Source organism: Helicobacter fennelliae (assembly GCF_900451005.1).
GTDB classification, from domain to species: domain Bacteria; phylum Campylobacterota; class Campylobacteria; order Campylobacterales; family Helicobacteraceae; genus Helicobacter_B; species Helicobacter_B fennelliae.
The window spans coordinates 787,397-812,242 of record NZ_UGIB01000001.1 but is presented as its reverse complement, the minus strand read 5'-3'; the positions used below and the strand labels follow the sequence as shown (position 1 = coordinate 812,242).

20 protein-coding genes and 1 pseudogene are annotated in these 24,846 nt (G+C 29.9%); 8 read left to right on the top strand and 13 right to left on the bottom strand.

What is annotated here, in order from left to right; genetic code table 11:
• From DY109_RS03925 to DY109_RS03885, 10 genes are all read right to left on the bottom strand, one after another.
• Entirely contained in the window at positions 1-1,998 is a 1,998-nt protein-coding gene (locus DY109_RS03925) for a hypothetical protein (RefSeq protein ID WP_023945999.1), read from the bottom strand.
• A gap of 15 nt (positions 1,999-2,013) precedes the next feature.
• Positions 2,014-2,736, bottom strand: coding sequence for a Fic family protein (locus DY109_RS03920; protein ID WP_023946000.1), 723 nt, complete (start codon positions 2,734-2,736; stop codon positions 2,014-2,016).
• A 22-nt stretch (positions 2,737-2,758) separates the two neighbouring features.
• Positions 2,759-2,995 (bottom strand): type II toxin-antitoxin system PemK/MazF family toxin, encoded by a 237-nt coding sequence (locus tag DY109_RS03915; RefSeq protein ID WP_023946001.1) that lies wholly within the window; start codon positions 2,993-2,995, stop codon positions 2,759-2,761.
• Between the two features lie 78 nt (positions 2,996-3,073).
• Positions 3,074-3,334, bottom strand: a complete 261-nt coding sequence (locus DY109_RS03910) for an AbrB/MazE/SpoVT family DNA-binding domain-containing protein (RefSeq protein WP_023946002.1) — start codon at positions 3,332-3,334, stop codon at positions 3,074-3,076.
• Between the two features lie 71 nt (positions 3,335-3,405).
• Entirely contained in the window at positions 3,406-4,134 is a 729-nt protein-coding gene (locus tag DY109_RS11905; protein WP_023946003.1) for a hypothetical protein, read from the bottom strand.
• 302 nt (positions 4,135-4,436) lie between these two features.
• The gene (locus DY109_RS03900) at positions 4,437-5,261 is read right to left on the bottom strand and encodes a helicase-related protein (protein WP_235148492.1); all 825 of its coding nucleotides are present in this window, start codon (positions 5,259-5,261) and stop codon (positions 4,437-4,439) included.
• Between the two features lie 281 nt (positions 5,262-5,542).
• Positions 5,543-6,472, bottom strand: a complete 930-nt coding sequence (locus DY109_RS03895; protein ID WP_023946005.1) for a DEAD/DEAH box helicase family protein — start codon at positions 6,470-6,472, stop codon at positions 5,543-5,545.
• Between the two features lie 291 nt (positions 6,473-6,763).
• Complete coding sequence (locus tag DY109_RS11900) at positions 6,764-7,054, bottom strand: hypothetical protein (protein ID WP_023946007.1); 291 nt, start codon at positions 7,052-7,054, stop codon at positions 6,764-6,766.
• Entirely contained in the window at positions 7,029-8,195 is a 1,167-nt protein-coding gene (locus tag DY109_RS11895; RefSeq protein WP_235148497.1) for an Eco57I restriction-modification methylase domain-containing protein, read from the bottom strand. The genes DY109_RS11900 and DY109_RS11895 overlap by 26 nt, the downstream gene beginning before the upstream one ends.
• 362 nt (positions 8,196-8,557) lie before the next feature.
• Positions 8,558-9,970, bottom strand: a complete 1,413-nt coding sequence (locus DY109_RS03885; RefSeq protein WP_244916638.1) for a hypothetical protein — start codon at positions 9,968-9,970, stop codon at positions 8,558-8,560.
• Between DY109_RS03885 and DY109_RS12500 the strand changes: the two genes are divergently transcribed.
• The gene (locus DY109_RS12500) at positions 9,932-10,117 is read left to right on the top strand and encodes a CJH_07325 family protein (RefSeq protein ID WP_115737874.1); all 186 of its coding nucleotides are present in this window, start codon (positions 9,932-9,934) and stop codon (positions 10,115-10,117) included. The genes DY109_RS03885 and DY109_RS12500 overlap by 39 nt on opposite strands.
• A complete protein-coding gene (locus tag DY109_RS03875; protein WP_023946010.1) occupies positions 10,062-10,889 on the top strand; it encodes a hypothetical protein in 828 nt (275 codons plus the stop codon). The genes DY109_RS12500 and DY109_RS03875 overlap by 56 nt, the downstream gene beginning before the upstream one ends.
• 8 nt (positions 10,890-10,897) lie before the next feature.
• Here DY109_RS03875 and DY109_RS03870 read toward each other — a convergent pair whose 3' ends face one another.
• Genes DY109_RS03870 through tssM form a run of 3 tightly spaced genes read right to left on the bottom strand, consistent with a single transcriptional unit; the run spans position 10,898 to position 15,571 of the window.
• On the bottom strand, positions 10,898-11,113 hold the full coding sequence (locus tag DY109_RS03870; protein WP_023946011.1) for a hypothetical protein: 216 nt from the start codon (positions 11,111-11,113) through the stop codon (positions 10,898-10,900).
• Positions 11,114-11,121: 8 nt separating this feature from the next.
• Positions 11,122-12,024 carry an FHA domain-containing protein gene (locus DY109_RS03865; protein WP_023946012.1) on the bottom strand — a complete coding sequence of 301 codons (903 nt, stop codon included), beginning with the start codon at positions 12,022-12,024 and terminating at the stop codon, positions 11,122-11,124.
• Positions 12,014-15,571 (bottom strand): type VI secretion system membrane subunit TssM, encoded by a 3,558-nt coding sequence (gene tssM, locus DY109_RS03860; protein WP_023946013.1) that lies wholly within the window; start codon positions 15,569-15,571, stop codon positions 12,014-12,016. The genes DY109_RS03865 and tssM overlap by 11 nt, the downstream gene beginning before the upstream one ends.
• A 108-nt stretch (positions 15,572-15,679) precedes the next feature.
• Here tssM and DY109_RS03855 point away from each other — a divergent pair, with 108 nt between their 5' ends.
• The 6 genes and pseudogenes from DY109_RS03855 to DY109_RS12495 form a co-directional block, all read left to right on the top strand.
• Positions 15,680-16,195, top strand: a complete 516-nt coding sequence (locus DY109_RS03855; RefSeq protein WP_023946014.1) for an Hcp family type VI secretion system effector — start codon at positions 15,680-15,682, stop codon at positions 16,193-16,195.
• Positions 16,196-16,437: 242 nt separating this feature from the next.
• Positions 16,438-19,398 carry a contractile injection system protein, VgrG/Pvc8 family gene (locus DY109_RS03850; protein ID WP_115737772.1) on the top strand — a complete coding sequence of 987 codons (2,961 nt, stop codon included), beginning with the start codon at positions 16,438-16,440 and terminating at the stop codon, positions 19,396-19,398.
• Positions 19,395-21,506, top strand: a complete 2,112-nt coding sequence (locus tag DY109_RS03845; RefSeq protein WP_023950023.1) for a DUF6402 family protein — start codon at positions 19,395-19,397, stop codon at positions 21,504-21,506. Before DY109_RS03850 ends, DY109_RS03845 begins: the two co-directional genes overlap by 4 nt.
• Before the next feature lie 441 nt (positions 21,507-21,947).
• Positions 21,948-22,136, top strand: a complete 189-nt coding sequence (locus DY109_RS03835) for a hypothetical protein (protein WP_002957628.1) — start codon at positions 21,948-21,950, stop codon at positions 22,134-22,136.
• 638 nt (positions 22,137-22,774) lie between these two features.
• A complete protein-coding gene (locus tag DY109_RS03825) occupies positions 22,775-23,167 on the top strand; it encodes a hypothetical protein (RefSeq protein WP_034550615.1) in 393 nt (130 codons plus the stop codon).
• A 486-nt stretch (positions 23,168-23,653) separates the two neighbouring features.
• Positions 23,654-24,826, top strand: a pseudogene (locus DY109_RS12495) (contractile injection system protein, VgrG/Pvc8 family); the annotation flags it as partial.
• Positions 24,827-24,846: the final 20 nt, after the last annotated feature.

Below are 24,846 nucleotides of genomic sequence, written 5' to 3'. Positions count from 1 at the left end.
CTATATATCTCCCAATATGTCTCTGCTTCTTTTGGATTTTTCAGTTTTTGCTTGTGGCTGACTATTTTGTTTATTCATCATATTTTCAACTATGTTACTTAGTTTTCCTTCTAAAGCAGTATTTTTGCTCTTAAGCTCCTTGATTTGTTCTTTATACATATTTTCTTTGTCATTAAAAATTTCTACTTGTGCTTCAAGTTTATAGAGTTTTTTAATGTGTGATTCTGCTACCTCTAGCTTTTCTTTAAATTCTTTTTGTAAGGATTCTAACTCTTTTTTCTGTTCTTTTAAATGAGATTCTAAGAGAGTATTTTGAGAACTTAATTTGAAGTTTATTTCATTGATTTTTTTATTTTCATCATTTAACACTTCTACTTCTTGCTTCATTTGCTCCTTGTCTTTTTCATATCTATTTTCAATCTCACTTAAAGACTTTTGCAGAGCTGCATTTTGAGAGTTAAGCTTTAAATTTTGTTCATTAATCTTTTTATTTTCATTGCTTAATTCCTCATTTGCACAATCAAGCTCTTTAATCTCTTGCTCATATTCATTATTTACCTTCTCTTGTTCTTTTTGCAAACTTTCAAGCTCTTTAAGCATTGCTGCTTCTTTTTCTTGGAGTTTTACCTCAAAATTTTTTTCTAACTCATATTCATAATTTTGCATTTCATTAATCTTGCTCTGAAGCGTGCTTTTAAGCTTAGAAATAGTCTCTTCTCTTTTTTCTATTTCATTATAAGCATTTTCACACTCTGCCCTTAACTCTCCTTTTTCTTGGGTAAGACTTATGATTTTTTCTTCCTTGCTCCTTAGATTTAAAATATCCTTGCTAAAAAGTAAAGAAGCAAAATTAATTGTATCTTCATTGCGATATTTTTGCTGAATATTTTTAAGGGCTTCTAAGATACTTAAGCCATTGTGGAGATAATCTTTTAAATCATTATAAGCATTTGCGGAATCTTTTTCTGCTTTTTCTAGCTTTGCTTTGAGCTTTTCTTGTTCTTTTTGTTTATAAAGTTCTATACTTTTAGCAATAATCTCATTAATCTTCGTTTCTTGTCTTTCTTTTGCTTCACTAAAAGATTCCTGTGTCTTATTCTCCGCTTGTTCTTTAGCAAATTCAGAAATATTATAAAGACGCACATTCTTTTCTTGTTCTAATACTTCTTTCGCCTCTTGAGGCTTAAGAGAATTTCTATTGTTATTTGCTTCTACCTTTAGTTCTTGTTTTGCTTGACTTTTTGCCTCATTATTCAACTCTTTTTGCTCTCGCATTTCAGCTTTAATTTCTTTTTTTTCTTCTGCACTCAAATGCCCCCAATAAATAACTTCGTGGATATTTTTATTATTTTCTTCTCCATTATTGTATTGCACACAAAAACTCTCTTCTACGCCATTCTCTTCTAGCTTATTTGCTAAATCAAGTAAAAGTCTTGAAAGGATAAAATTATTATCTTTTGGCACTTCATAATTTTCTAACAAAGTTAAACTCTCTCTCGTATTGCACATATAGGGTTCATCATTATAATAAAATGCTCCTTTCTTATGATAGATAAGAGAACAAGAATCCTCATTGACATCTACGAAATCAACCAAAGAAACACTCTTGGTTTCTAAAAATAAATCTTTAATAAGCTCTTTAGATTCAGGATTGTTTATGTGTCTTAAATCAATCGTTAGTTTCATAAATTCGTGGTCGTGTATCTCTTTAAGATTCTTAGATTTTAGCAAGTTAATAGTTTTAAAATCAAAGGCATTATCCAAGCCTTGCTCTGCTATGGTATTAAGAATAGTAATATCGTGCTTCATAACTTCTTTAAGCTCTGCAATAGAAGAGAAATTTTTGTAAAAGTCAATATTATTTTTTTCTAAAAAATCTATATATTCATTTTCACTTTTGCTCCAAAACTTCTGCAAAGACTCTAAAATGGGTCTTTTTGAAATGTCCTCAACTCTTAATTCATTGAAATCAACTCTTCGTAAAGTTAAATTTAGCATTGTGTTCTCCTTAGTTTATTTTCTATTCTTTGGCTTCAAATCATTCTTAAGACTCAAAGCAACCGACTTAAATTTCTCTATCCTTTGTTGTTCTTCCTTTTGAATTTTTTTAATAAAATCAATCATCACATCATCTATTTTGTTTGCTCTTAGACAAGAAATATAATAAGCCTTTTCTTCTTTGGGCAAAATGATAGGAGTTAAATTATTCTCAAAACAAGAATAGGCTATCAAAAGCCTGCCTGTTCTCCCATTACCATCGCTAAAGGGATGAATTTTTTCAAAATGAATATGGGATTGCAAAATTGCCTTAATTTTTTCCTCATCATTTTTAGAGTTTTCTAATTTATAATATAGGTTATCGCACATATCTTTAAGCAATGAAGATACTAAATAAGGTTTAGCTGTTTCAAAATCTGCACCTATAATCGCATTTTCTAAGGTTTTAAATTTCCCCGCTTCCTCGTGCAAATCTTTCATTATAAAAGAATGAAAAAATTTTATAAGTTCTAAGTCAATCTTTGTATTTGATTTAAGTTTTTCTATAAAATAAGGCAAGAGGTATTTATAATTTCTTACTTCATAAAATTCCCTATCTTTTATTGCTCTTGGAATGAAATTATCTAGGATAATAGAGGCTGTTTCATCTTGAGTAAGCGTATTACCTTCTATTGCTGTGCTGTGATGAGCCATTCTTATACACAAATCTAGCATATATTCTTGATTATCCAATATCATTTAGCCTCCTTATCTTTAAACTTTAAGCAAACATCTCTAAGAGAATATTTTTTAGAGCCTCTTGCTTACTAGATTCTAAATCACAAATTTTATTTAAGAATCTATCCACACTCACACAACGAATTTGGTCGCAAAGGATTCTAGCCTTTTTACCCTCTAATTCAAAATTTACTCTAAAAGGAGCATCAAATCCCTTTGAAGTAATAGGTGCGACAAGTCTTGTTTGTAAATAGTTTAATTCATTGGGTGAGATAATCACACAAGGTCTTTTTTTTAGAAATTTCCGCTCCTTTTGTAAGATTTAAATCTATCCAAAAAATCTCAAACTGCCTCAATATTACCACTCCCATTCCCTCATATCCTCACAAGCAAAATCTTTTTGCAAAGAGATTGTGTTTTGCTTATCATCTTCTTGCTTTGCTCTTTTTCTAAGTATTGCACTATCCCAATTTGAACGATGTGTTTTATTCGGGCTTAATAAAAGCCCATTTTTAAATAATTTTAGGTCAATAACAGCGTCTTCTAAATGAGCTTTTTTTATAAAAACTTTTGGAATACGAATGCCATAAGAATTGCCAATTTTTATTAACTTTGTCATCAAATTTACCCTTTAAAATATAATTACAAAGTAATTATATTGATATATTATGAATAAGTCAATATTGCCGCTCATAATATGTCCCTGTTTCTTTTTGCATTTGAAATATTTGCTTGATTCTGCTCTAAGATAGCAATTCTATATTCCAATTCATCTTTTCTGCTAAAAGTTTGAAACTCAATGTTTGCCTCCTCTATTTGTATAATTTTGTTGTCAATTAATGCAACATATTTCTCTTCATCAGAGATTTTAAGTTTTTTATCTGCTTCTGTTTTGCATTGTATAGGTTGTGATTCCTCGCTCCAATTTACCTTAGAAATTGCTCTATTCGTTGAATCTGACATTTTGGATTCTTGATTTTCACTGATATTGATACTCTGTGTATTTTGAGAATTAAATTTCCCTCTCTCATCTAAAAGCTTTGGATATTGTGGAAGCAAATGTTGAATTTCTTTGCTATCAAGTGTAATTCTTATGCCCTCTTTCTTATTTTGTGCAATTAATTCAAAAATTACATTGATATTTTTCTCATCAGCTTTTAAAGTATCAAGCAAAATCTTTCTTGGATAACTACCTAAAGTATTGTTTTTAAGAAAGTTTTCTTTTTGCGTAATTTCACTGATTATAAGTTTTAGATTCTCGCTGTTTTTATGAATAAAACTTGAAGCTTTAGACATTATATTTTTTGTTTTTGTTAAAAGCCCATCAAGGTTAGGAATAGAATCAAAGATTAAACACCCGCCTTGAGCTTTAAAAAACATATTATTTGGCACATATTCTCTATTCTTTTCATCAATCATTATCCCTGTATAGATAAAATCTCCACCAAGTTCGCTAAATTTTCCTCTTAAAACGACTTTGATTTTATTTACCCTAAAAACCTCTACTTCTTTATTGCTAGGATTTTTAAATATTTTTTCAATATTTAAATTGATAGCCTCTTTTAAAGCTTTGTGTTCTTTTTCCTCCTCTTTATTAATAGTCTTTTTGTGTATTTTTATCCCAAAAGCTTCTATGATATAATTTTCTTTTTCAAATTCTTTATTATTAACAAATTCCCTTAAGATTTCATTTTCATTTTCTAGCCTTTGTTTTTTGGCTTTTAAAACCTCAAGGCTTCGTTCGTTTTGTAAAATACTTTTTTATATTGTTCATAATACCTCTCCTCTGTTTTTAGAAGTGAAGTAATTTTATGTTTTTCTAAAATAAAAGGGTTTCCTGTTGCAACTGCTTTCATTTCAGCTACATTTGCAACTTCGGCATCTATTGCTTCAAAAACTCTCTGTCCATCGTTAAAATTTAAAGATTTCAGTTGCACAAGAGGTTTTAGTTTTTGCTCATTAATCTGGAACATTCTCGCATCATAAGTTTGTTCAGTGGCATAACGATAATGGGCTATATTAAATTTTATATTCTCTTCTAGGATTTGATTTTTTACTTCCAAACTCAAATCCTTTTCTTTCAAGGCTTCCAACATTCTTTGCAATTCTTCTTCAAAAAACATATTGCCTTGCCTAATCCCTCTTCCCATTCTTTGCTCTAAATCACAAGGTCTCCACGGACAATCAAGCTCGTATAATGCGATAATTCTTTTTTGCACATTTGTGCCTGTTCCCATTTTTGTAGTTGAACCAATTAAAACCCTTATTGCACCCTCATTCATTTTCATAAAAAGTTCTTGTTTTTGATTGTCGGTCTTTGCATCGCCTATAAAAGCAATTTGCTCCTGTGGGATTCCAGACTTAACAAGTTTTTTAAGTATATCCCCATAAACATCAAATTTTTCTACTTGCAATACCATTAAGTCTTCTATGCTATATCGTTTCTTAATCCCATTACTTTCTGCCTCTAATGGCTCATCAAAGTTTTTAAGCAAAGCATAGAAATTTTCCTCATTTTTTTCATCATAGAGCAACACTAAATTCATTTCTCTAGCTACATCTTCAATACTTTTATATTCTATTTTATCTTCAGCATAAACATCAATTTTTTTGAGAGCGTTGCTTACTCACGCCCATATCACAAAAGATAAGTTGTGTGCCATTTTGATAGGTTTCATCTTTGTAGTGAAGCAAGACTTTCTCACACATCTTATTTATCTTAGAATCTCCATAGTCTTGTGCATTTTGGTCTATAAGTCTAAAATCAAGTGCGGCTTTTTAGCATCTGTCGTGCAGGCTAAAACATTGTTTTTCTTTGGGTCGTCATTTACATTTTCCATTCTCCATTTAAAATATTTGCGTTTGGATAAGCTCTTTTAAACTCTTCTCCCCATTGCACACTTAAATGATTTGGAACAAGAATTAAAGCTTTTTTAATCAAACTCATTCTAATTTGCTCCATTACAATGGCGATTCCAGCCAAAGTTTTTCCAGCTCCAACTTGATGGTCTAAAAGTAAAGAATTTTTAGAAATCGCTTTAAAAGCAGCATTCTTTTGATGCGTCATTAAAGTAATCTCTTTATTTAAGTGCGGAGTTTCCAAGAAGTTTCCATAATTAAATCTTTTATGAGTAAAGACATTAATAGTCTCATTATAGATTTTTTCTATTGTCTCTCTTCTTTCCTTACTAGAAAAACAAAAATTAGAAAAAGATTCTTTTAGAATCTCCGCTTTTTCTAGGGCAATTTTTGTGGAAATACTCTCGCTTACTTTAATTTTTTTATCTTTCTCGTGTGGGTGAGGCTCAAAATGATAAACCTCAAGACTTTTGCCATTCAATACATTTTCAATAAAAGATTCTTTTGCAAACATTGTGCTTGTATCTTCTCTCAAAATTTCTAAGCTTAGTCCAACTTCATTAAAATCATAATTGGAGGCTTCAACTTCTTTTAAAACTATTTCACCATCATTAAAATCCTCTCTTAAAATTTTAAATTTTTCTAAAGAATATGCTCCATTTAAAAAACTAACTTTTACAATAGCTTTAGTTGGGTCGTTAAAAAAGCTTTCTTTAATAAAATCTTCATAATATTTTATTGGCACAAATTTAGCACCAAAAGAAGTTTCTATATCCTCATAATACAAATATGAATGGAAAGCTTCTTTCAAAGCTAAAGCTGTTTGGTTTAAATCTAAATGAGGCTTTGGGAAACCTATAAAAGTTCCCTCTTGTTTTTGCTTAATTAAACTTTGCACTCTTTCATATTTTGCTTTTACATTTCCGCTTAAAAATTCACCTGCTAATTGATAAAAAACATCATCTTGTGGGTCTCTATCTATCCTATAAAAGATTAATTGTTTCTCGCATAAACTTGTAATATTTCATTAAGTGGTGTATTTGGTTTATAGTCTTGCAAGGTTTTCTCATCAATAAAACCTTTTTCATTGATAGTTTTTTGTAAAGCTTCTTCATTTGAATTAGCTAGGCTTTTTTGTAAAGGCTTATAAACTCTCATCTTTAATATAGAATATAGTTCATAATTTCCCTTATCGTTTTTTTATTTCTGTTGCAAGAATACTAAATCGCGCAAGCTTATCCAAATTTAAAATATTTTGTAAATTATGCTGCAAAACTATTCCTTGTTTATCTGTCTTGTTCCTATTATTTTGATGAAAAGATTTAACATTCGCAAGATGTAAAATTTCGCTTCTTAACTCTCTTAATCTTTCTTTTTGTTTCAAAATAATTGTATTGCTCTCTTCATCGTCCAAATAATGTTTTTCACTTTTTAAATTCTCATTAAACAAATCTCTAAAATCTATGATTTTTTTTAGCAATTTGCACTTCATCTCTGTTTAAAAAGCTTTTATATTGAAAATTCTTTTTATCTATTCTAAGAATATGCGCCTTTGGCACTAAATCCATTTTACTTATATCTAAACTATCACTAAAATAAGCCTCTTCACAACTTGAATACTCACCTTTCACATAAATTTTATTATCCATAAAAAAGAGATTTCCAACCCTCAAACTATTAACTTTAATTGCTTCTTCAGTGCTTAAAAGAGAGAAATTAATCAAATTTAATTCTTTCTCAAAGGGTGCATTATCTTTGAATACAGGGATTAAATCTCCTAATTGTTTTTTAAGAGTTTCACTCCAATTTCCATTATCTTTCACAAGCATTTCATATTTAATATTTTCTTGTCCATACCTTGTGTTTTCCCTAATTTCAAATTCCCCTAAAATATGTTTTACATTCTTATTAAAATGAGAATTTACAGAAACTAATTCGGCAAATAATGCAGTCTTAACAAAAGCTATTTGTTTTTGTTTTAAGCTCTCTTCTTTTTTAAAAGCTTTTTTTCTTCGCTCCAAACCATCTTTGCTAAGTTTTTGATAAAAATAAACATCAGTTAATACATTAGTGTTACTTTCCTTAAATACTGCATTTGGTAATCTATAAGCGGAAAGGAAGTCTCCTTTTTTATGCAGGATTTCTCTATGGGCATTTCTCTCACTATCTAAAAAATAACTTGTAATAACAAAACTTACGATTCCATTGTCTTTTACTAATTCACTTGATTTGATTGCAAAATAATTATGGATACTTTTGTTATTTCCCAATGAACTATAATCCCTTATTTTCACTTGATTATCAAAAGGAGGATTGCCCACAATAACATCAAATTCATTATTAAATTTTACTTCTTCTAAACCTTGATTATAGATTCTTACTTGTGGGTGCAAGAACTTAGCAATCGTAGCTGAAAGCGTATCTTTTTCTACCGCTTGAAATTCATAATTACTTGGAGCAAGTGCAATAAAACGCCCTGTGCCACAACTTGGCTCTAAAGCTAAGATTCTTTTATCCTTTGGCACTCCTAAATTTTGCAAACCCAAATAAATACTTTCAATCACATCTTTTGGAGTATAATAGGCATTAAAACTAGATTCTCTAATTTCTTTATAATACATCTCTCCTATTAAATCTTTAAGCTCATTCTCTAACTCTTTAAATTCCTCATTAAAAAATAAATCTCTAAGCCCCCCAAATCCACTATATTGAGCAAGCAATGCTTGCTCTTCTTCTTTTATTGCTAAAGTGCTAAAGGAAAAATTTTGAAATTCTTTGAGATTTAATTCTTCTTTTGTAATATTTAGATGCTGAAATTTTTTTTCAATCGCCACTTGATTTATTTCATCTTTTGCTTTGAGTAATTCCATACGCATAAAAAGAACTTGTGTAAGCCTTAAGGCTTTTAAATTTGCTTCTATCCTTTGCTTTTTGGAAAATTTAAAGTCATATTGTCCTTTGAAGCCTTCTTGTTCATATCTTTTTAGAAATTCGTATTCAGTAAATACTCTAAATCTATTGCTTCCCTGTTCTTGTAAGAATCTACTATCAATTTCAAATTCTCTTGGTCCATTGTTTCTATCTTCTGCTTGAGATTCTCTAACTCCTCCGCTTTGTGCATCTTGCAAGATTTCTTGTTTATTAATATCTTGTTTGTGTAAAGTTTGCTCTCTATCATCAGCAAATAAATTAAACTCCAAATCTTGTTTGACTTGTTGGTCAGCACTTCCCATTTCCTCCCTATTTGCTCGTTCTGTTCTATTGTCATTATTTGCATTTTGAGATTCTGATGTATCTGTATTAAAAATAGCATCATTTGCTCTTCTAGGTTCTTGTGGAATATTTGCTTGATTAAATTCTTTTTGGATTGTTTCATTGCTAGGTAAATCGCTAATGTCTTTAGAATCTGAAAGCTTATCGGCAAATTCATCTTTACTTGTAGGATTTGTTTCGCTATTTTGTTTGCCTGCTTGCTTAACTTGAGAACTTGAAAATTCGTTTGATTGTTGTCCATCATCTCTAGTTGTCGCATAATCTCCTCGCTTGTCTCCTGCATTATTGTTTCTATATGGTCCTCTATCGGTCTTGGAAGTTGAAATCTCTTTTGACTTTGAAGCAAATCTCTCTTTCCTTGCTGTTGTTCTCCATTTGGCTGTATATTGTTCCTATCAAGCTGTTGAAATCCTCCTGCAGATTCAAGCTCTCCACCTTGTCTTTCATTTCCAAAAGCACTTCTTGCTTCTCCTCCATTAAATCTAGGATTTGTGTGATAATTTTGTGTTGCTTTCTTTTCAAGTCTATTTGTGCTTTCCCTAGGATTTTGTTCTCTTTTTGCACTGCGTAAAGATTCCAAAGTTCTTTGAATAATACCATTTGTAAGTTGGGATTGCAGTAAAGTGCTAACCCTTTGCTGATATTCTCTTGCTCTTGTGATAGTTTGAGATTCTGTGATAACAGGTTTATTTCGTGATGAAATGTTGCTAAACTCTTTAATCTCTTCATTGGTTCGTTCATTTGTTCTGCTTTGAGTGTTTTGAGATTTTCGTTCGCTTCTTTCCACTCCTTGCTTATTTTGCCTATCATCTCTTGCGTTACTTCCGCTTCGCTTAAGATATTCTCCATTTTGCCCATCTCTACTCTCAAATCGTCCATTTTCTCCAAAAGATTGCTCATTTGTAATGTTCTCTTTGGGAGTAAATTTCTCGTAATCCTTTCTAGCGTCTTTAAAGATATTCTCTTTTGTAGAATCTTCTTGGGCAAATCCATTATTGCGTAAATCTCCTGTGTCATTTTGCCCTCCGCTTTCAACACTTCTTGTGTAAGTCTGTGAAGATTCTCTTTTAATTTGTTGATTTGAATCCCCTTTGTCTCCTCTTGCTTTATCAATGTCCCACAATTCAATACAGGAAGTGTTGCCGATATTCAATGCGGAAAAGAAGAAAATGAAGAACTAGATAAAGCCCTGCAAGAGCTAAGTGATTCTTTGGATGAAAGTTATAAAAAATTTAATATGGATGAGTATTTTGCACATCAAACATCTTGAAGAACTATTTCTCCAATATATCCGTTACTTAAATGTTGATTTAGCAAATTCTTTAATCAACAAAACAAAATATTCAAAAAATATTAATTTTCTAGTCCCATTTAGAGATATATTTCTCGCCTTCTATAATCCAGAGTATGCCAAAAGTGATAAAATAGTGCAAGATTTGGATTTCTTAAGAAAAGCAATTGCTAAATATTGCGAGACACTAGATACACTTAATATCAAGCAAATAAATATTAAAAATAAACAAGAATTGATAGAATGTATTAAACAAAATGATAATTTAAGGCAAATGTGCTGTGAATTATACAATTCAAATATCAAGTTTTCTCAAGCTTGTGAAAGCCAGCTTATTAATCAAAATGATTTTAAAGATTTGATTTCTAACGCCCAACGATCCGTAAGCAGTATTAAACATTCATTTGCGCAGCCCTTACTTGAATTTAATAATGCTCTTTCACATTTAACCATTTTTATCTACAATGGCGACAAAGATGATAAATTACAAAATGTCAAAAAAGCTCAAAATCACATTTATAGGGCAACTTTGGACAACTATAAAATGATTCTACGCTTTACAATTCCTAATCTACAGGATAATAAAGAAAATATATTAAAATCGTTTCATTCTATGAGAGAACAAGAATTCTTATTGCTAGGAGAAAGCTTTATTGATAAAAGAATTGATTATCTTTGTCCAATAGAGAAAAATACACGAAAATTACCGATTGTTACTGCCTATAAAGAATTGGTAAAAATTATATTTTAGGACATTCCCTAAGCCACAAAGGCTCTTTTTGCTAAATTAGATTCTATACCACTTGCTATGACATCATCTTGCTTGCCATCAATTCCAACTAAAGAGAGTGTCCAAGCAGGTCCTGAAACAATGAGTTTCCACATAATATAACCTGAAGCAAGTGTGCCAAAAATCATTAAAAGTCCTGTTATAGCTCCTGTTATAAAATTTGTATGAAAGCCATCAAAATACATTAGATAGCCTATGAATATTTATTTTTATATTTTTCCAAAGCTTTGATAGTTAAATTCTCAAATAAGGCTTTCTCTTCCTTGATATTGCCCTGAATGGCGACTTGGAGATATTTTATAAACATATTTTCTTCCATTTCTTCAAAAATAGGGCTATATAATTCTTTACTAATCAAACTTAAGGCTAAAAGATTAATGAGTGTTGTAGATTTTATAAGTGGAATATTGGCAATAATCTTTTCTAAATCTCTAATATCTAATTTCCCATATTGCTCGTTCAATTTTGCACTTTTTTGATTCATTTGCAATTCTCTTAAAGTTTTATCAATGGTTTTTAAAATGTTTTGATATTCAAATTCCAAAGGATTCTTTTTATCACTTTGATTTAAAAAACTATTATCTATTTTTTCCTCTATAAAAGCGTAATCGGTCTTGCTCTCAACAATCTCTTTTATATTTTCCTTTTCTTTAAAATCAAATTGAATCTTACCTCTAGGCGTTAAAAGCCCTTCATTTATTTCATCGCACTTTTCAATGTCATCAAGCTTTTCTTTATTTCTTAAAAATTCTTCATTGATTTCTTTATAATCCACAAAACGAAATTGAACGTTTGAAATTCTAAAAATATCACCTTTATTAATAATAGTTTCAAAACCACCTTGCATTTTAGAAAAAGATTCGTTATAAAAAATAACAGCATCTTCCACAGGAGAAATGGTAAAAAATCCCTCTTCAAAACCTATTTTTAGATGTTTGTTTTGTATTTGATTTCGTCTATCTTGCACACAAAAAGAACATTGGGAATCACTTCCTATAAATCCACCCTCTTTATCAAAAATATATGCTTTATCTCTAGTTAAAATTTCTTCTAAGTTTTCAATAATAACTCCAATTTTCTCCTCATTATCTACCATTATCATTTCCTCCCATTGTAATATATGCTACAATTTTTATCTGCTGGAGCGTATTAAGGATTTGATGAGCCTCTGAACCACCATTAATTAGTTTAAAATCAAAATATAATTTTTCATTATTATTGAAAATTACACTATACGCACCATTCTTATAATTTTCTTTCAAGAACCTATGCCAAGCCCATTCGCCACTATATGTTTTATGATAATTTAAATTTGAATTATGGTAATCAAAAGCTGTTAAATTCAAATTCGTATTGCCATTAAATTGCTCTCCAATAATCTGTAGAGTAGAATGTAAAGTATGGTCATACTTCACATTATGAGAATTATATTGCAATTCTATGAAAGAGAAATCAGCACTTAAATCTAAACTTTGCAATGTAAAATTGACTTTTATATTATCATTTGAAGTCAACATTAAATTTGAAAGATTTTTGCTCTCTCTCATAAAATCTAAAAAACTCTTAGAAAAATTTATTTTAACATCAAATTGAGTGTTTAGAGAATAGGTATTTGTCTTCTTAACTAACACAGAACTTAAATATTTGTCATAAAATCTATTGATAGTCCCATTTCTGCCAAAGAATTCTTTGAAAGAATCTATACTTAATTGCTGTGTGCTTTCATCATTAAAAGGATAAAAAGGGGCAATATCATTGATAAAGGGGGTATAAACTTCATTGAACCAAGCAGTATTAAGCAAAGAGACTCCGTGAGATTCTACAAGATTCCAAGCATATAAATACAATTTTGCATAATATTTTTCTAATTCTGGTGGAAGCTTTTTAATATCATTAGCAAACACTACAAAAGGGTCATCTTGTTCCTTCTCACGATTTAGCGCATAGGCTATTTTATTTTCAATACTTTGTGTTTTATTTGTGTTAAACTCTATAATCTTGGTTTGAATATTTTTAATGTCTAAACCAAGAACTTCCATTATCTTAACATCATTATTAATATTAAGACCTACTGCTGAAGCTCCTGAACTTAGAATAGAATCTTGTTCCGCAATTTTATGATAAGGGCTGAAAAAATGGGTAATATTGCTAAAATGTGTTTTAATCTCATTAGCATTAAGCCCTATATTATAAGCTTCTTTAAGCAAAAAAACATCGTTTAGCTTGGTATTAGTGCTAACAATTTTAATTAAAGCCGATACAGGATTATCCTCTTTAGATAAAATATTGAGCTGATTAAGTGTAGATTCTTTAGAACTATATTGTTTTGGTGCAAGAGAGAGAAGTAAATCCTCCCATTTATTTTGATATTCCACCAAATACAATTTGAGTATGCCCATTGAAAGCATACTCTTATTTTCTTTTGTTAATCCATCACCAATACTTTCAAGCATCCACAACTCTATATTTATCATATTATCTATATTTTGATTGAGATTTTGTAAAAATCCTATCATTCCATTTTTGGTATAAATTTTATCTATGGAAGTTATCTTACTTGATTCCGCAAAAATATTATTCACAGCAAAGCCTAATTCCTCTTTAATTCTATAAATTTCTTTTCGTTTATCACTATTTAAAAAATTTAACAAAACATATAACCTTTGTGGTCTTGTTGTTGTTCTTTGTAATGCTCTAATTGCTAATTCAATGCTTTTTTTGTCTTTATTAGAACTCTCTATATGAATTTTTTGAATATCATCAACTCCACTTAAGAAATTTTCCCTAGAAATATTATACTTACTTAATAATTGCCAATTTTCATTAATCCAAATTTTAAGCAAATTTTTATTTAAATATTCTTGTTCAAATAAGGATTTATACATATACAAAGTTTTTATTAAATTATTTTTATCATCTTTATCTGCTTGTAAAATATATTCCATCTCTTTAAGCAAAGTATTTTTAAGCACGTCTTCATTCAATTTATAGTAAAACTCTTGAGCCTCTAAAAACCCTCTATATGATATATTTAAACTTGGATATTGCATAAAATTATTATTTGTTGAGAGTTGAGGATAGACGCCCAAAATATTTTTTAAATTTACAAGTAAATTTGCTCTTTCTTTTATACTAAGCTTTTTGTAGTCTGTATCACTTAATAAAATCTGCAATGCGGTTAAAGTGCTTTCTGCCTTTTCTTTTTCTGTTCTATCCTTAGAAATAAAATAAAAAGACAAGAAATAAGTGCTTAAACTTATAACTAATACAAGTAGCAATAAAGAAAACTTTTTAAAAATATTTTTCATACTGCTCAAAGAATAATCTTTAAAAATAATATCATCTAATAAAGATTTCACAAAGTAACTCTGCTTATTGTGTAAAGGATTCACTTTTGCCAATGCTTTTTTAACATTGTATTTCTCACACACACTATCAAGTAAAAAGTTTCTAGGAATATTTTCCTGATAGGCACTTACAAAATACACTCCTCTTAACGAAGAATTATTTTTAAATGCGTTTTCGTTCTGTATCTCTAAAAGAAAGTTTTTTGCTAAAGCAAATAAATTATCAAACTGCTTTAAAAAAAGATAAGTCTTGTTTTTGTCTTCCAGAGAATGAATAAAATGATTTTTATTAGTAAAATTTAAAAATAAAGACTGACTTAGTTGTTTTAACCCTTTATCTAAAATATCATCATTTAACTTCTCTTTAAAACTAATACCTAAAGCTCTATCAACTATTCTTTCATTAAAAATTTCAAAAAACTCTTTCATACCCTCCAACAAATCAATCTTAGAAAAAACTACATAAATAGGAAATTTAAGATTAAGATAATTTTCACAATCATTTACCCTTTTTACAAGATAGCGAATAATATCTTTTGAATACTCTTTGGGATTACTTAAAAATAGTCTTGTATCTATTACTAAAACTATGCCATTGAGCTTACTATGGAAAAAGTTTCTATTTAAAAAGTTTAAAAAATTCCTCCAAATATTCTTTTTAATCAGAAATTCTTTGTTTTTATCTAAATCATCTTCTGGAAGTTCATCACTACTTGATGGGACAAAAAACTTTTCTTGAGAAAAATAATTTCCCTCTGTATCAAGTAAAGCTCCATTTTTAGAAACATATAAAGAAAAGTTATTTGTAGATTGATGAAATTTCTTATGAGATTGCAGACTATCACTTAAGGGATACTCTATATTAGAATAATTGATAAAAGTGCTTTTCCCAGCACCTTCTTCCCCTATAATAATAACTAAAGGTAATTTTTTGAACTTTATTTTCTTCTTCCAAGTCGTCTTAGCATCTTGCAAAGAAATAAAAAAGTTTCTTTTAGCTCTAAACACAAAATCATTAGATTCTTTTTTCAAAGCTTTTAATTTTGCTCTTTTCTCGCTTTTGAGCGAAATAAAAAAATTAATAGTTGGCTTAAGGAAGAAAAACAAAAAAACAATAAGCCATAGTATAAATATAATTCCAAATCTTAAATATGGATTCCCAAAAATATAAATATCATTAAATGATATTGAAGAACCCCAAAACCAAAATAATATACTCAAAACAATAAAAAATATAAGCAATAATATAACAACAAATAACTTGGACTTTATAAAGTTAAAAATTTTTCTAAACATTAAGTTTTTTCCCCAACTACTTTTTGATTTTAACTGAAATTAAATAAAATTTTATAACATTTTTTAAATTATATGCTAAAATAAACATAAAAGTAAAGGAGGCAAAAAATGGCACAACCAGCATATATAAAAATTGAAGGTTCTACTCAAGGGCTTATTTCAAGTGGAGCTTCCACAGAAGCAAGTATTGGAAATCGTTACCAAGCAGGACACGAAGACGAGATTATGGCACAAGAAGTTGCTCATATTGTAACCGTTCCAACAGACCCACAAAGCGGACAACCATCAGGACAAAGGGTACATAAACCTTTTTCTTTTACTTGTTCTTTGAATAAAGCTGTTCCCCTACTTTATAATGCGCTCACAAGTGGAGAAAGATTAACGAGTGTAGAAATTCACTGGTTTAGAACTTCTACAAGCGGAGGGCAAGAACATTATTTCACAACAAAATTAGAAGACGCTATTATTACAGATATTAATCTTGTAATGCCCAATGCACAGGAACAAGGCAATAATGATAAAACAGAGCTTTTCAAAGTCTCTCTCAATTATAGAAAAGTGATTTGGGAGCATATTGCCGCAGGGACAAGTGGAAGTGATGATTGGAGAGAAACTAAAGTCTAAAGCTTCCCAACAAACCTTTTTATAGCTGTTACTTTTACATTTGAATGGTTTTTCTTAGTGGCAATAAATTGTTACAAAAATGGATAGTCTAGAATACAAAAACTTTCAATCAGGGGGAACTTTCTATAAATGCTAGACCACTCTCCCATCCCTACACTTAACATAAAGGATTATCTATGCCTTACCTCTCCCTAAAAGTAAAGCCAATATTCTTAGTAGTATTTCTCTTTTAAAGGACCCCTATGTCTTATCTACAACTGAGTATAGATTCCCTCTCTTTTACTATCACTAAAGCCCATATTAAAGAGAGTTTAGAATCCTTATGGAGAATTGAGTGTGAAGGATATATAGAAAGCTTAGAAGAGCATCCTTTTACTTTAGACTTTTTCAACTCTTCAAGGAAAGACCAAGGGAACACTTTTAACTCTTTCCCACATAAGGAGAGCACTTTAAACTTTCACCCCAATGCTTTAATTAACAAGCAAGCAACCTTTAAAATCAGCAATCCCTATCCTCAATCACACTCTACTTCTCACACTTTAGATTTTATAAACAATGCCCTACCCTCTACTTTAGAATCTCTTAAAGATACTATCAAGAGTGCTAAGAATAAAAACAAAGACACTCATCATAATCAAACAAGTAAAGATTCTAAAAACTCTCAAGAATCTTTAGATTCTTTAGGGAGGATAAAAGAATATCAAGGCATACTCTGCTTTGTAGAGTATCTAGGATTAAATACTCAAAGTAGTGCAAATGTGTTTCATAGAGGTAATCTTACCCCCTCTTTAAATCATAAGCATTTCTTTAAGCTTACTCTTTGCTCTTCTCTTTATAGAATGTCTTTAAATAAAGCAAATAGAATCTATACCAATAAGAGTGTTATAGAAGCCATACATTCTACACTCAACTTTTATACACACGATTTAATCAAACCTTTGGATTTCTCTGGGATTGCTTTACACTATCCAAAGTTAGAACTTATTTCTCAATATGAGGAGAGTGATTTAGACTTCATCACAAGATTAGCCCATAATAATGGCATATACTTTTGTGATGTGAGAGGGAGTATATGCTTTTATGATAGCGCACAAAGACACTCTAGTAGAGAACTTACTTTTAATCCTAATGTGAATAACACTTTAAATGAACCTTGTATCTCTAGTGTCTCTAAACTTCAATCTTTAAGAGCTCATACTTTTAGCCAAAGTAGCCAGAATGCTCTCAATCCTTTTTCATTAGAAAGTTTAAGTCTAAAGAGTGATTCCTTATTACAAGAAGGAGAGCAGAATAATTTCACACACTCTTTACATATAAATGAGCATCACTATAGCAATGAATCCTCCTTTACTCAAAGCAGTGATTTAAAAACTCCCATTACTTTAAAAGAAAAAAGATTAAGAGTGATTGAACAAAGTCTCAATGCACAGAGTAATATCTATGATTTAGCTTTAAATGAAAGTATTACTTTAAACTTCTCCTCAAGTTTAAAAGAAAACAAAGAGAGTTTAAGAGATTTTATAATTATAGGAATGGAGCAAGAACTTATTAATGAATCTTTATTAGAGAATAACTTTAATTCTAATGATAATGCCATTAAAAAAGAGAATGCAAAACATTTAAAAGAAAGTGTTACTTCTTTAATGAATACAGAGCAGATAAACAAAGGGAATGAAAGCTTTAATCCCCTCACTCAAAATACTTCTAATGCTTTAGAATCTCTTTCTTCTCCTTCTTCTTTAGGTAAATCTCACTCTTATAGTAATACCCTCACCCTTTTACCTATTACCTTTAGCTATACTCCCTCTTTAAAGAGTAAGCCTAAAGCTCCTAGTAGCACTTTAGGAGTTGTTATTGGAGAGAGTGAGGATATAGATGGAGAAAGAAATACTATTCATACAGATAACTTTGGTAGAGTAAAGGTCCGAATAAATTGCTTTGCTTCTCAAGAGGTTATAGATAATGCAAGAGTGAAAGAACAAAATAATGTTCAAGGAAAAAATATAGAGAATAACCATTCACAAGGCACTCTTCAAAACATTAATGGAAATACTAACACTCATACACAAACAACCAATGATACTTTAAGCAATACAACACAGACAGAGGAGAATATACACTCACAAGAAAATCATACAACAAACAATGATGTGGATAGTAACAATTCACAAATGAAAGCCTACTCTTATCATTACTCTCCTTATCTTAGAGTAAGCTCTCCTATTGCAAGTATAAGTTCAGGTTTGTATCATACTCCAAGAGTGGGAGATGAAGTGATTGTAAGTTTCTTTGATGAGGATATAGATAAGCCTTATATCAGTGCTAGTCTGTATAACCAAAGTAATCCTGCCTTGCCTCCTTTGCCTTTAAATGCTCATCAAACAAGTTTAAGTGCAAGAACTCTTAATAATACAAAAGAGACAGAGGATACAAACTCTTCTATAGTAGAATCTGGATTAAATGAAATCACGCTCTCTAATATAAAAGAGAAAGAACAAATCTATCTTCAAGCACAAAGAGATTATGAAGAACTCATTAAACATAACTTCACTCAAAAGATACAGAATAATAAAGATTCCATAGTAGAGGGAGCATATAATGAAAGGATTAAAAAGATTCATACGCAAACCATAGATTTAGCAAAGATTGTAAGTATTGGAGGAGAATATAATACAAATGTGGCTTTATCTAAAGATACCATTGTAGGATTAAGTCATACTTTAAATGTAGGAGCAAGTAATAAACTTAGAGTAGCTAAGGATAGTAGTGAGTATGTAGGAGAGGATAAGGAGGTGGAGATACAAGCAAACCTCAATACAAGTATTAAGCAAGATGAGAATAGGAATGTAGGGGGGAATAAGAGAGAAATCATACAAGGGAGTTTAGACATACAGAGTATAAAAGAATGCAATATAAATTCTGAAGAGCAAATTAATGTTACTTCTCAACATAATATTTTATTTTCTACCCAAAAATCCACAGGATTTGAATCCGATAAAAACCATACTGAAATAGCAGACAACATCGCTATGCAAGCTAAAACAAATATTGAGGAAGAGGCGGGTAATCAAATAAATTTCGCGGTCGGAGACACTTCTATTACTGCTAAGGGAGATTGTGTTATTATTAAAGCTGGTGGAGTAGAAGTAGTGATAGATTCTAAAGGACTTATAGTTAAAGGTGGGGAGGTAAAGGCGGAGTGAGCGACACAATCACAATTAAAGCAGTAGAGAACATTAGCAATCTACCCATAGAGAATTTGGAATTGTTTTTATTCAAAATGGGGAGTAAATCACGATTTCTTGCAAAAACTGATGAAAAAGGCTTGGCTGATTTTAAAATAAGTGGCTTAAATAAGTTTCAACTTTACCTTGTATATTTAAATGAACAAAGTAATTATAAAATTACTCCTATGTATGACAGATTTTTAATATCTTATAACGCCATTGATGAGATTCAAGAATTAAGATTCTACAAATATACAGATGTTTTTAGAGTAAATTTATATTCTAAAATAGGGAGATATTGCTTTCAAAAAGAAGATATAGTTAATTTTAAAGCTTATTATCCAGAATATATACAAGAAGAAGATATTAAATGGGCTTATACTTTTATATCCAAAAATCTTGCTTTAAAAGATATTTTACAAGATAAAAAACTCACACAAGGCGATGAAGAAGAATTAAAACAATATCCTGCAAAATGTTTAAATAATGCAAAATACTACACACTTAAAGATAAAAACAATCAAGCTTATTTAGGCAAAGAAGTTAAAGACTATGAAATCAATAACATCATTAATGATTCTAAAATGATAGTCTTTGCTTACACAAAAGAACCTTTAGAAAATGTTTATGCCGAAATAATCTTAGGCGATATTATACAAATCTCCATTGATTGTTCTATGCAAGAAGCTTTAAACGCAAAAGATGAAGTATCCAAACTTGGCTGGACTACAAGCTATGTTTTACAAAGACTATGGCACGATAATCCTAAAGATGCCACTAAAATTTCAGAGCTTAAATATAAAAATACCATAGAATTATGTCAAAGTATAGAAGATGAAAAAATGAAAAGTTTGATTTATCAATATGCTTTAGATATAGAACTCAAACCTTTTGAGATAAAGCAAGTTTTAAAACCAAAGATAGACCCTTGCAATTTTTATGTTGAACTTGATTGGGAAGAGTTTTATTTGCAATTTCCTTTGGTAAAAGAGAGAAGTAAGGAATTGTTGGATATATCCTCGCCTTTTCTTTCATATTTTAATTTTAATCCACATCTTTCAGACAATGTAAAAACTCATATTATTCAAAAACTTTTTAATCAACAAAGGCTTTGTAGAAACAACCCAAAAGAAAATTGTCTTGATGATACAGGCATAAGCAATACTAAACAAGATTTAAAATATTACTCTCAACTTAAAAATATTGCCGATATAGAAGAACTTGATTTAATTGTCCATACAGAGAACATTAAAAATGCCAAAACAGAGACAGAGCTTACCTTTAGTGTCTATCCTAAAGACAAATTTTTATCCATACACGATGAATACAAAAGAATTGACACTCTAAGACCTTATGATATAGATAAAGCCACTATGCAACAAGGTGTGGGTATCAGTGATGAAGATTTTGGGTGGAAACTTGCCTCCTCTGATGAGCAAACATCAGCACAAGCTCTATCCCTTTATGCTTGCACAGGAAAGTTTAGTGTCTATTATATCCCTAGTAAATTTTTGCTTAAAAAAGAGCATAATAAAACTTATGTCTATATAAAAGAGCTTTATGCTTATATTTGGGATACTTTTGACTTTGATGATGAGGAACATAAGTATAAGAAAGATGAAGAAGCTAAAGATGAAAATATTATAGAATTAGGGCAGCCTGTGGGAACTTGGAATTATAAGGAAATGAGATTTGATTTTAATCATTCTGTAAGGCAGATGGCGAAATACACAAACAACACTTTCAAATGGAATGAGCTAAACTCTTATGTGAAATCGGGTGGAGCTAGAGTATTTAGCGATGTTAAAAACTTTAAGGAAAATTGGAAAAAGTTTCTTGAAGGCAATATTAGTGAAATTGACATTGTTATGGATATTGATGAAATCCCTACCCTTAAACAAAACCAAATCTACCCCCTCTACAATCAAGACTACCAAAATTACAAGAAAACCTTTAACAAAGGCTTAAACTTTAGAGTCTTCTCTAAGGATAAAACAAATGATAAAATTCATAAAGGATTCTATATTCTAAAAGTGCCTGAAGATAAGGCTACACAAACATATTTTAAGGTGGAATTATTATAATGCTCATTGCAATAATAATATTACTTTGTGCTTTGTCTATATTTCTAATCCCAAAAATTAGAAAATGTTTCTTTAAACTTCTGAAAGATAATGAGTATTTTATCAAGAGTAGATATATTTATTTAAGCTCTTTTATGGGAAGTTTTCTGTTTCCCATTATACAAGCTGTGTGGATAATGACGATGAATAGCAATAAACAAGGCTATATCATTGCATTATACTTCCATACATTGTTCTCAATCGTTGTTTTTATATTTTTTCTGTTTTATTTTTTGAGAAAAAGGCGTTTATTATGTGGATTTGCAAAAAAGAGATTAAGATTAAGATATTTTTTTATTAATACTCTATTGGTGTTTGCCTCATATATTGTTTTGCTTCCCATATTTTGGTTTATTTTTGGTTTATTTTCAATACTTTACTACGCTTGGCGTTAGGCTTTAAATGAAAATTAATCAAATCTACCCCCTCTACAACCAAGACTACCAAAATTACAAGAAAACCTTTAACAAAGGCTTAAACTTTAGAGTCTTCTCTAAGGATAAAACAAATGATAAAATTCATAAAGGATTCTATATTCTAAAAGTGCCTGAAGATAAGGCTACACAAACATATTTTAAGGTGGAATTGTAGAAATGATGGGTGGTTTAGCTGACGGAGTAGCTGCAGCTGGTTGGATTATGTTCAAAATGATTTTTTGCATTAGTCTAATAGCTTCAATCGCATATATTTTTACATTACTAAAAATAAAAAATATATTATTAAATCAAAATACTTATGTTTCTTGTCAAAATTGCTATTATTGGAGTTTGCTTATCATAAGTTCTTGTGCAATTAATTTGGTATTTTTAATATATTTAGGAATAAGTTTTAGTGCAATCGGATGGAGATGGGATAGGTTTATAAAAATTATTCTAATTTTTTTATCGTGTTTGCCAAATATTCTATTTTTTAATTCAATTAGAAAAAAGGGGATAAGATATATTTATCAAGATTCAATAAACAAAAATTTCACAATTAAAATTTTTGTTTTAACTTTGCTATCTTCGTTTCTACAATTTCTCTCTTATTTGGTTATTTATTCTATTATATTGGCTTGGTAAAAAGTGGTAATGTAAAATTATGAAGTTATGAGACTATAAAACCTTTAACAAAGGCTTAAACTTTAGAGTTTTTTCTAAGGATAAAACAAATGATAAAATTCATAAAGGATTCTATGTGTTAAAAGTGCCTGAAGATAAAGATACACAAGAATATTTTAGGGTGGAAATATGATTTGGTTGATATTAACGCCATCATTTTGGTTTATAATAACTATTCTTGCTTATATAGCTTACGCTGTTAAAAATAAGGAATTTTTAGCTTTTACTTTAACTCCTGCTTTTTGGAAAAGTTTTTTCTTGGGATTTTTTGTAGGATTTTTTTTGGGTGGAATTTTGTCTTTTGAGTTACCACTTTTCATACTTTCTATTGTATTTTCTATACTCAAGGCTATTTTTCGTTCACAAAAAATAGTTATTTTAGACACAAAGAAGAAACATCAACGAATAAATTTTGCTTTTATGTGTGGTATGGGTATTCCATTTGTATCTTCAATTATTTTTTCCTTTCCCATTGCGTTCATTCTTTATTTCCTTGACAATAATAAACAGGTATTCTTTTGACTACTATAAAACCTTTAACAAAGGCTTAAACTTTAGAGTCTTCTCTAAGGATAAAACAAAGGGTGAGATTCATAAAGGATTCTATGTGTTAAAAGTGCCTAAGAATACACAAGCATATTTTAAGGTGGAATTGTGAATGTTGTCATTAGCATTATTTACTTTTATTTCTCGCACAATAGTTTCTAGCATAATACTTGTTTGTTATAGTATTTATGCTATTAAAAATAAGGAATTTCTAGCCTCTATTTAAGTAATATATATTGTTTGTTTTTAAATTGTTTTATATTGATAAAATAACTTATTAGATTAAAGAAAAGGGATACAAAGATTAGACTATGATAAACTTAACACTTCCTCTTATAAAGGATAACCTATGAGTTCTCCTACCTCCCCCTTTACACTTAACATAAAGGATTATCTATGCCTTACCTCTCCCTAAAAGTAAAGCCAATATTCTTAGTAGTATTTCTCTTTTAAAGGACCCTTATGTCTTATCTACAACTGAGTATAGATTCCCTCTCTTTTACTATCACTAAAGCCCATATTAAAGAGAGTTTAGAATCCTTATGGAGAATTGAGTGTGAAGGATATATAGAAAGCTTAGAAGAGCATCCTTTTACTTTAGACTTTTTCAACTCTTCAAGGAAAGACCAAGGGAACACTTTTAACTCTTTCCCACATAAGGAGAGCACTTTAAACTTTCACCCCAATGCTTTAATTAACAAGCAAGCAACCTTTAAAATCAGCAATCCCTATCCTCAATCACACTCTACTTCTCACACTTTAGATTTTATAAACAATGCCCTACCCTCTACTTTAGAATCTCTTAAAGATACTATCAAGAGTGCTAAGAATAAAAACAAAGACACTCATCATAATCAAACAAGTAAAGATTCTAAAAACTCTCAAGAATCTTTAGATTCTTTAGGGAGGATAAAAGAATATCAAGGCATACTCTGCTTTGTAGAGTATCTAGGATTAAATACTCAAAGTAGTGCAAATGTGTTTCATAGAGGTAATCTTACCCCCTCTTTAAATCATAAGCATTTCTTTAAGCTTACTCTTTGCTCTTCTCTTTATAGAATGTCTTTAAATAAAGCAAATAGAATCTATACCAATAAGAGTGTTATAGAAGCCATACATTCTACACTCAACTTTTATACACACGATTTAATCAAACCTTTGGATTTCTCTGGGATTGCTTTACACTATCCAAAGTTAGAACTTATTTCTCAATATGAGGAGAGTGATTTAGACTTCATCACAAGATTAGCCCATAATAATGGCATATACTTTTGTGATGTGAGAGGGAGTATATGCTTTTATGATAGCGCACAAAGACACTCTAGTAGAGAACTTACTTTTAATCCTAATGTGAATAACACTTTAAATGAACCTTGTATCTCTAGTGTCTCTAAACTTCAATCTTTAAGAGCTCATACTTTTAGCCAAAGTAGCCAGAATGCTCTCAATCCTTTTTCATTAGAAAGTTTAAGTCTAAAGAGTGATTCCTTATTACAAGAAGGAGAGCAGAATAATTTCACACACTCTTTACATATAAATGAGCATCACTATAGCAATGAATCCTCCTTTACTCAAAGCAGTGATTTAAAAACTCCCATTACTTTAAAAGAAAAAAGATTAAGAGTGATTGAACAAAGTCTCAATGCACAGAGTAA